Annotated in this window: 3 protein-coding genes; 2 read left to right on the top strand and 1 reads right to left on the bottom strand. The window is 61.1% G+C overall.

The window, feature by feature from the left end; translation table 11 throughout:
• Both GZ093_RS11310 and GZ093_RS11305 read left to right on the top strand, forming a co-directional pair.
• The coding region (locus tag GZ093_RS11310; RefSeq protein ID WP_296485958.1) for an ATP-binding cassette domain-containing protein at window positions 1-1878 on the top strand (1878 nt) is incomplete at its 5' end.
• 234 nt (window positions 1879-2112) lie between these two features.
• Window positions 2113-2646, top strand: a complete 534-nt coding sequence (locus tag GZ093_RS11305) for a DsrE family protein (RefSeq protein ID WP_296485955.1) — start codon at window positions 2113-2115, stop codon at window positions 2644-2646.
• A 599-nt stretch (window positions 2647-3245) separates the two neighbouring features.
• Here GZ093_RS11305 and dnaE read toward each other — a convergent pair.
• Window positions 3246-6803: a DNA polymerase III subunit alpha gene (dnaE, locus tag GZ093_RS11300; RefSeq protein WP_296485953.1), complete on the bottom strand. Its 3558-nt coding sequence runs from the start codon at window positions 6801-6803 to the stop codon at window positions 3246-3248.
• Between the last annotated feature and the right edge of the window lie 77 nt (window positions 6804-6880).

The raw sequence follows: 6880 nt of genomic DNA, 5'->3' as shown, positions 1-6880 counted from the left end.
GGCGAAAAAGTCGGTCTGGTCGGGCGCAACGGCGCCGGCAAGTCCTCGCTGTTTGCGCTGCTCAACGGCACGCTGCACGAAGACGGCGGCGAATACTTCATCCCGAGCCAATGGCGCATGGGCCAGGTGGCGCAGGACATGCCCGAGACCGAGCAAAGCGCCACCGACTATGTGGTCGACGGCGACACCACGCTGCTGGCCGCCCAACAGGAAGTGACTGCGGCGGAAGCCACCGACGACTACGACCGCATGGCCCACGCCTACATGGCGCTGCAGGACGCGGGTTCGCATGACGCGCCGGCGCGCGCGCAAGCGCTGATCCTTGGGCTGGGCTTCAAGACCACCGAGCTCACCAACCCGGTCAACAGTTTTTCTGGCGGCTGGCGTATGCGGCTGCAACTGGCGCGCGCGCTGATGTGCCCGAGTGACCTGCTACTGCTGGACGAGCCCACCAACCACCTGGACCTGGACGCCCTGGTGTGGCTGGAGTCCTGGCTTAAAAAGTACGAAGGCACGATGATCGTGATCAGCCACGACCGCGAGTTTCTGGACGCCGTCACCAACGTCACGTTGCACATCGACGCCGCCAAGCTGACGCGCTACGGCGGCAACTACAGCAAGTTCGAGGACATGCGCGCCGAGCAGATGAACCTGCAGCAAAACGCCTTTGCCAAGCAGCAAGACAAGATTGCCCACCTGCAAAAATTCATTGCGCGCTTCAAGGCCAAGGCCAGCAAGGCCAAGCAGGCGCAAAGCCGGGTCAAGGCGCTGGACCGCATGGAAAAGATTGCGCCGCTGCTGTCCGAGGCCGACTTCACCTTCGAATTCAAGGAACCCGCCAACCTGCCCAATCCGATGCTGTCGATGACGGGGGTCAGCTTTGGCTACCCGCCCCCCGACGATGCCCCGGCGGGCACACCACCGACCGTGATCGTCAAGAACGTCAGCCGCTCGGTGCTGGCGGGTCAGCGCATCGGCATCCTGGGTGCCAACGGCCAGGGCAAGTCGACGGTCGTCAAAACCATTGCGCGCGAACTGCAGGCCTTAGAGGGCGAGATCACCGAAGGCAAGGGCCTGAACATCGGCTACTTTGCGCAGCAGGAACTCGACGTGTTGCGCCCGTCGGACACCCCGCTGGAACACATGATCCGCATGGTCAAGGACATGACGGCGCTGGGCAAGATTGCCGGCCAGGCAACGCGCGAGCAGGACCTGCGCAGTTTTCTGGGCACCTTCAACTTTGGCGGCGACATGGTCAAGCAGGCCGTGGGCAGCATGAGCGGCGGTGAAAAAGCGCGGCTGGTGCTGTGCATGATCGTCTGGCAGCGCCCCAACCTCCTGCTGCTCGATGAGCCGACCAATCACCTGGACCTGGCCACGCGTGAAGCGCTGTCAATGGCGCTCAACGAGTTTGAAGGCACCGTGATGCTGGTCAGCCACGACCGGGCGCTGCTGCGCGCCGTTTGCGACGAGTTCTGGATGGTCTCGCGCGGTGGGGTTGAGCCCTTTGACGGGGACCTGGACGACTACCAGCGTTATTTGTTAGATGAAGCCAAACGCCAGCGCGAAGCCATCAAGGAGGCCAGCAGCGCCGCCGCCAAGGCCGAGCGCAAGGCATTGGCCGAAGCCGCGGCCAAACCCAAGGTCAAGGTGGTGTCCAGCGGCGTCAAGCGTCAACTCGAACAGTGTGAGGCGCGCATGGCGGTGCTCAACGGCGAAGGCGCTTCCCTGGAGGGCCTGCTCTCCAAATCGCCACCGCCATCCGACTATGCCGAACTGGGCAACCGGCTCAAGATCGTCAACGACGAGTTGCAGATTCTGGAAGAGCAGTGGTTGACGCTGTCGGGGCAGGTGGAAGCGGCGGCTGCTTCGCACTGAGGCAGCAGGCAACGCCGGGGATGAAAGGTCAGACCGGCATCGGCAGCAACACGATCATCCGCATAAATTGATTGGTAGATATGGCAAAGGGGCACAGATAGATTGTCAACTTTTGATTCTTGTCATACCTGTGTTGGGTTGTTCTGAACCATACTCTTGACATTGCATGCAGGTTCGATATCTGGACGGTCGCCTTGTTTACGGCAATACAAATTACGGATCAGAGGAGCCACTATGAAACATCGTTTTTTCGCCGCTATGACAGCCTTGGCAATTTCAGGTACGACAGTATTTGCCCAGGGGCAACAACCGATGGGCGGGATGCAACCCAACATGATGAAGATGGGCGGACCTTTAATAGATGTGCCCATCGTCCTGAAGGATGCCAAGGTTGTTTTTCGTGTGGACCGGGTTGCGCCGAGTGGCGACAACAGCTTTACGTTGCAACAAATGAGCGTGCTCTCCGATAAATTTCGTCAGATGGGTACCGACGCGAAGGTGGTCGCTGTTTTCAACGGCGACGGCGGATTTATGCTGCTCAACGATATGGCCTACAACGAAGTACGAAAGTCCAAAGAGGGCAATCCCTATAAGGCGATGATTGCGACCATCCTGGCAAAAGGAGTAGAAGTCGAAGAATGTGGCATGACGATGATGCGCGAGGGCTGGACTAATAAACAACTGCTGCCGGGAGTCAAAGTGAATACCGGGGCCAACCTGCGGATCATTGATCTGGCTCAAAAGAGTTATGTGGTCCTCAATCAGTGACGAGCAAACTGTCGTATTGACACTCAGGCGGTTTTTGTCCTGCCCTTTTTTGCCTTATTGGGTATCAGCCTGTTGTCCGGCGCGTTGACAACCTTGCTCTCCATGTCACCGTTTGAAGTCAACCGCTGGCCCCTACCGGCCAATGAGGCGCCGGATGGTGGCCCCAAACAAGGGGCGTGCCAAGGATGGACAGGTCGTTCGTTGGTCGCTGCATAGGGCAACGAGTCTGCACCGGACCGGCCATTGATGCTGTTTTTACCTTTATCCTAAATTCGTACATGGACGCCCCCGGTTTGCCAAGTGGCGTTGGGGCGGCGCTTGATCTGAGTGACTGGCTGCTGGGCGGCTGGCCGGGAAATACTGGCCGGGCGAGTTAAAGCGACGCCGAATTTGGCTATGGCGACTGGTCGCTGGCTTGTCTTCACTTTGAGGCCAGCACGCTGTGGAGCACAGAGTTCCCACCTTCAAACACGCGGCCACATGAAGCTCCCCTCTTTCGCCCGGCGGGGCGAGAGAGGGGTTGGGGGAGTGAGTGGGGGAAAAATAACTATAAACTTGATAGCTACCTAAGCATGCTGAACGGGGGCTAGAACCGCATTTCACTCATAAACAATGTCAGACTTACCCGCCCCGGCCTGCACCCGCCAGCCCGCCAGCGCGGCGTTGCTCGGGTAGAACTTGGCACTATCGCCCAACTGCAGTTCCGCCGTGGCGCTTGCGCCCTCCCCCGGGCACGTCACCTTTAAGCGAACACCCATGCCGCGCAGCAACTCGCCCTGCTCGGTGACCTCGCGCAGCGGCGGGTAGTCTCGCGCCATGCGCGCCACATCGGGCGCCTGACCGGCAAGCGTGCTCACCACCAGGCGCAAAAACTTGCCAAAGCGGCAGCGCGCCTGTTCCAGGTCCCAAATCTGCGTCACGGTGAGCTGCATGCCACCAGAAAAGCGATCAGGCTTGAGCTGGCCCATGACGATTACCAGTTCGTCGTCCTTGAGTAAATTCTTGTGCGCCATGATCAGCGCTTCATCGGCCCGGGCCTCGATCACGCCCGATTTGTCGTCCAGCTTGAACAGCGCCAGCTTGCCACGCTGGCCGTTGATGACGCGAAAATCATTGATGATGCCGGCCAGCAACTGCGGCTCGCGGATGTCAATCAGGTCGTCGATCTGGCGCTTGGCGAAGCGACGCACTTCAAGCGCCACCTCGTCAAACAGATGGCCGGACAAATAGAAGCCGACGGCCGTTTTCTCATAAGTGAGCCGCTCTTTCACACCCCACGGCAGCGCCTGCACCAGTTCGGGCTCCTGCGTGCTCGAGCCTTGCGCGTCATCAATCATGTCAAACAGCCCGCCCTGGTTGGCGTTGGCCAGCGCGGCGGCGCCGAACTCGAAGGCCAAGTCAGTGGAGGCCAGCAGGCTGGCGCGGTTGAGTTGAATCGCGTCAAAGGCACCGGCCTTGATCAGCGCCTCGACCGTGCGCTTGTTGACGCGCGAACGGTCCACCCGCACGCAAAAATCAAACAGGCTCTTGAACGGCCCCACGACATCGCCACTGGGTCCGACGCCACGGCCCTCGCGCGCCGCCACAATCGCCTCGATCGCCTGCTGGCCGCTGCCCTTGATGGCGCTCAGACCATAGCGAATGACCTTGTCCGAGATCGGCTCAAAGCGGCTGCCACCCCGGTTCACATCGGGCGGCTCAAACGTCAAGCCCATTTTCAAAGCGTCTTCGTACAAGACCTTGAGCTTGTCGGTGTCGTCCATTTCCACCGTCATGTTGGCGCAAAAGAACTCGGACGTGTAGTGCACCTTGAGCCAGGCCGTGTGGTAGGCCAGCAGCGAATAGGCGGCCGCGTGTGACTTGTTGAAGCCGTAGCCGGCGAATTTCTCCATCAAGTCAAAGACTTCGTCGGCCTTGGCTTGATTGATGTCGTTTTTGGCAGCGCCGTCGCGGAAGATCTGGCGGTGCTTGGCCATCTCATCGGCGTCCTTCTTGCCCATGGCGCGGCGCAGCATGTCGGCGCCGCCTAGCGAGTAGCCGCCCAGAATCTGCGCGGTCTGCATCACCTGCTCCTGGTAGACCATGATGCCGTAGGTCTCGCTCAGCATCTCGGCCACCAGCGGGTGCGGGTACTCCACCACCTCGCGGCCATGCTTGCGCGCCACAAAGCTGGGGATCAGGTCCATTGGGCCGGGCCGGTACAAGGCGTTCAGCGCAATCAGGTCTTCCAGGCGGGTCGGCTTGGCGTCTTTGAGCATGCCCTGCATGCCGCGCGATTCAAACTGGAACACGGCCTCGGTCTTGCCCTCTTGAAACAGCTTGTAGACGCGCACGTCGTCCAGCGGCAGGTTCTCAAAGGCGAAGTTCTCCTGGCCCTTGTGGCGGGCGATGATGAAGTCGCGCGCAATCTCCAAAATGGTGAGTGTGGCCAGGCCCAAAAAGTCGAACTTGACCAGGCCAATGGCTTCGACGTCGTATTTGTCAAACTGGCTCACCGCCGAGTCGCTGCCGGGCTGCTGGTATAGCGGGCAAAAGTCGGTCAGCTTGCCCGGCGCAATCAACACGCCGCCGGCGTGCATGCCGACGTTGCGCGTCAGGCCCTCTAACTTGCGCGCCAGCTCCAGCAGGATCTTGACGTCTTCTTCCTTGGCCTCGCGCTCGGCCAGCAGCGGCTCAGCTTCGACCGCGTACACGGTTTTGTCGTCCTTCTTGCGGTCCGGTGGCGGCAACTGCAGGCTGACGCTGACGCCCGGCTTGTTCGGGATCAGCTTGCTGATGCCGTCGCAAAAGGTGTAGCTCATGTCCAGCACACGCCCCACGTCGCGCACCGCAGCGCGCGCGGCCATGGTGCCAAAGGTGACGATCTGGCTGACGGCGTCCTTGCCGTATTTGCTCTTGACGTAGTCAATCACCAGGTTGCGGTTGGTCTGGCAAAAGTCGATGTCAAAGTCGGGCATCGAGACCCGTTCCGGGTTCAAAAAGCGCTCGAACAGCAGGTTGTAGCGCAGCGGGTCCAGGTCGGTGATCTTGAGCGAATAAGCCACCAGCGAACCCGCACCAGAACCGCGTCCCGGTCCCACCGGGCAACCGTTGTTCTTGGCCCAGATGATGAAGTCGCCCACGATCAAAAAATAGCCGGGGAAGCCCATCTTCACGATGGTATTGAGCTCAAATTCAAGCCGCGCCAGGTAGCGCGGCAGTTCCTTCTCGCGCTGCGCCGCATCCGGGTACAGATGCGCCATGCGCTCCTGCAAGCCCTCATGCGAGGCATGGCGAAAGTACTCGTCCGGCGTCATGCGCTGGCCGTTGACCTCGGGCGTCGGAAAGTCCGGCAACTGCGGCTTGTCCAAAATTAGCGTCAGGTTGCAGCGCTTGGCGATCTCGAGGGTGTTGGCCAGGGCCGAGGGGACGTCGGCAAACAGCGCCTGCATTTGCGCGGACGACTTGAAATACTGCTCGCGCGTGAAGCGCCGCACCCGGCGCGGGTTGCTCAGAATTTCACCGTCGGCAATGCACACGCGCGCCTCATGCGCCTCAAAATCATCGGGCCCGGCAAACTGCACCGGGTGCGTCGCCACCACCGGCAAACCGGCGCGCGCTGCCAGTTGCACCGTGGCCACCACATGCGCTTCGTCATCCACGCGGCCGGCGCGCTGCAGCTCCAGGTAGAACCGGTGCGGGAACACAGCGGCCAACTGCAGCGCGGCGTCCAGTGCGCGGGCATCATCACCCTGCAGCAGTGCCTGCCCCACCGGCCCCGCCTGCGCGCCGGACAGGATGAGCAAGCCCTCGCCCAGTTCCTTGAGCCAGTCCAAGCCAACGCTGGCCTGCGCCTTGCTGCCCTGCTGGGTCCAGGCGCGCGCCAGCAACTCCGACAAATTGAGGTAACCCTGCTTGTTCTGCACCAGCAACACCACCCGCGAGAGCGCGCTGGCGTCCTGGCCCAGGCCCTCGAGCCAGATTTCGGCGCCGATGAGCGGTTTGACGCCGGCTTTGCGCGCCGCCTTGTAAAACTTGATGGCGCCAAACAGGTTGCTCAGGTCCGTGATGGCCAGGGCCGGCTGGCCATCAAGCGCAGCGGCCTTGACGCTCTCGCCGATGCGGTTGGTGCCGTCAACGACGGAAAATTCAGTGTGGAGACGAAGATGGACAAACATGGCTTCATTCTAATTTGCGGGGCCAGGCGCGGCGGCCGGGGCGACCATCCAACGACTCTGCACAGGCTTGTCCCAAT

Origin of the sequence: Rhodoferax sp. (assembly GCF_010365055.1) — a bacterium.
GTDB lineage: Bacteria > Pseudomonadota > Gammaproteobacteria > Burkholderiales > Burkholderiaceae_C > Rhodoferax.
Note: the sequence above shows the minus strand (reverse complement) of the source record. Positions and strands in the feature narration are given on the sequence as shown.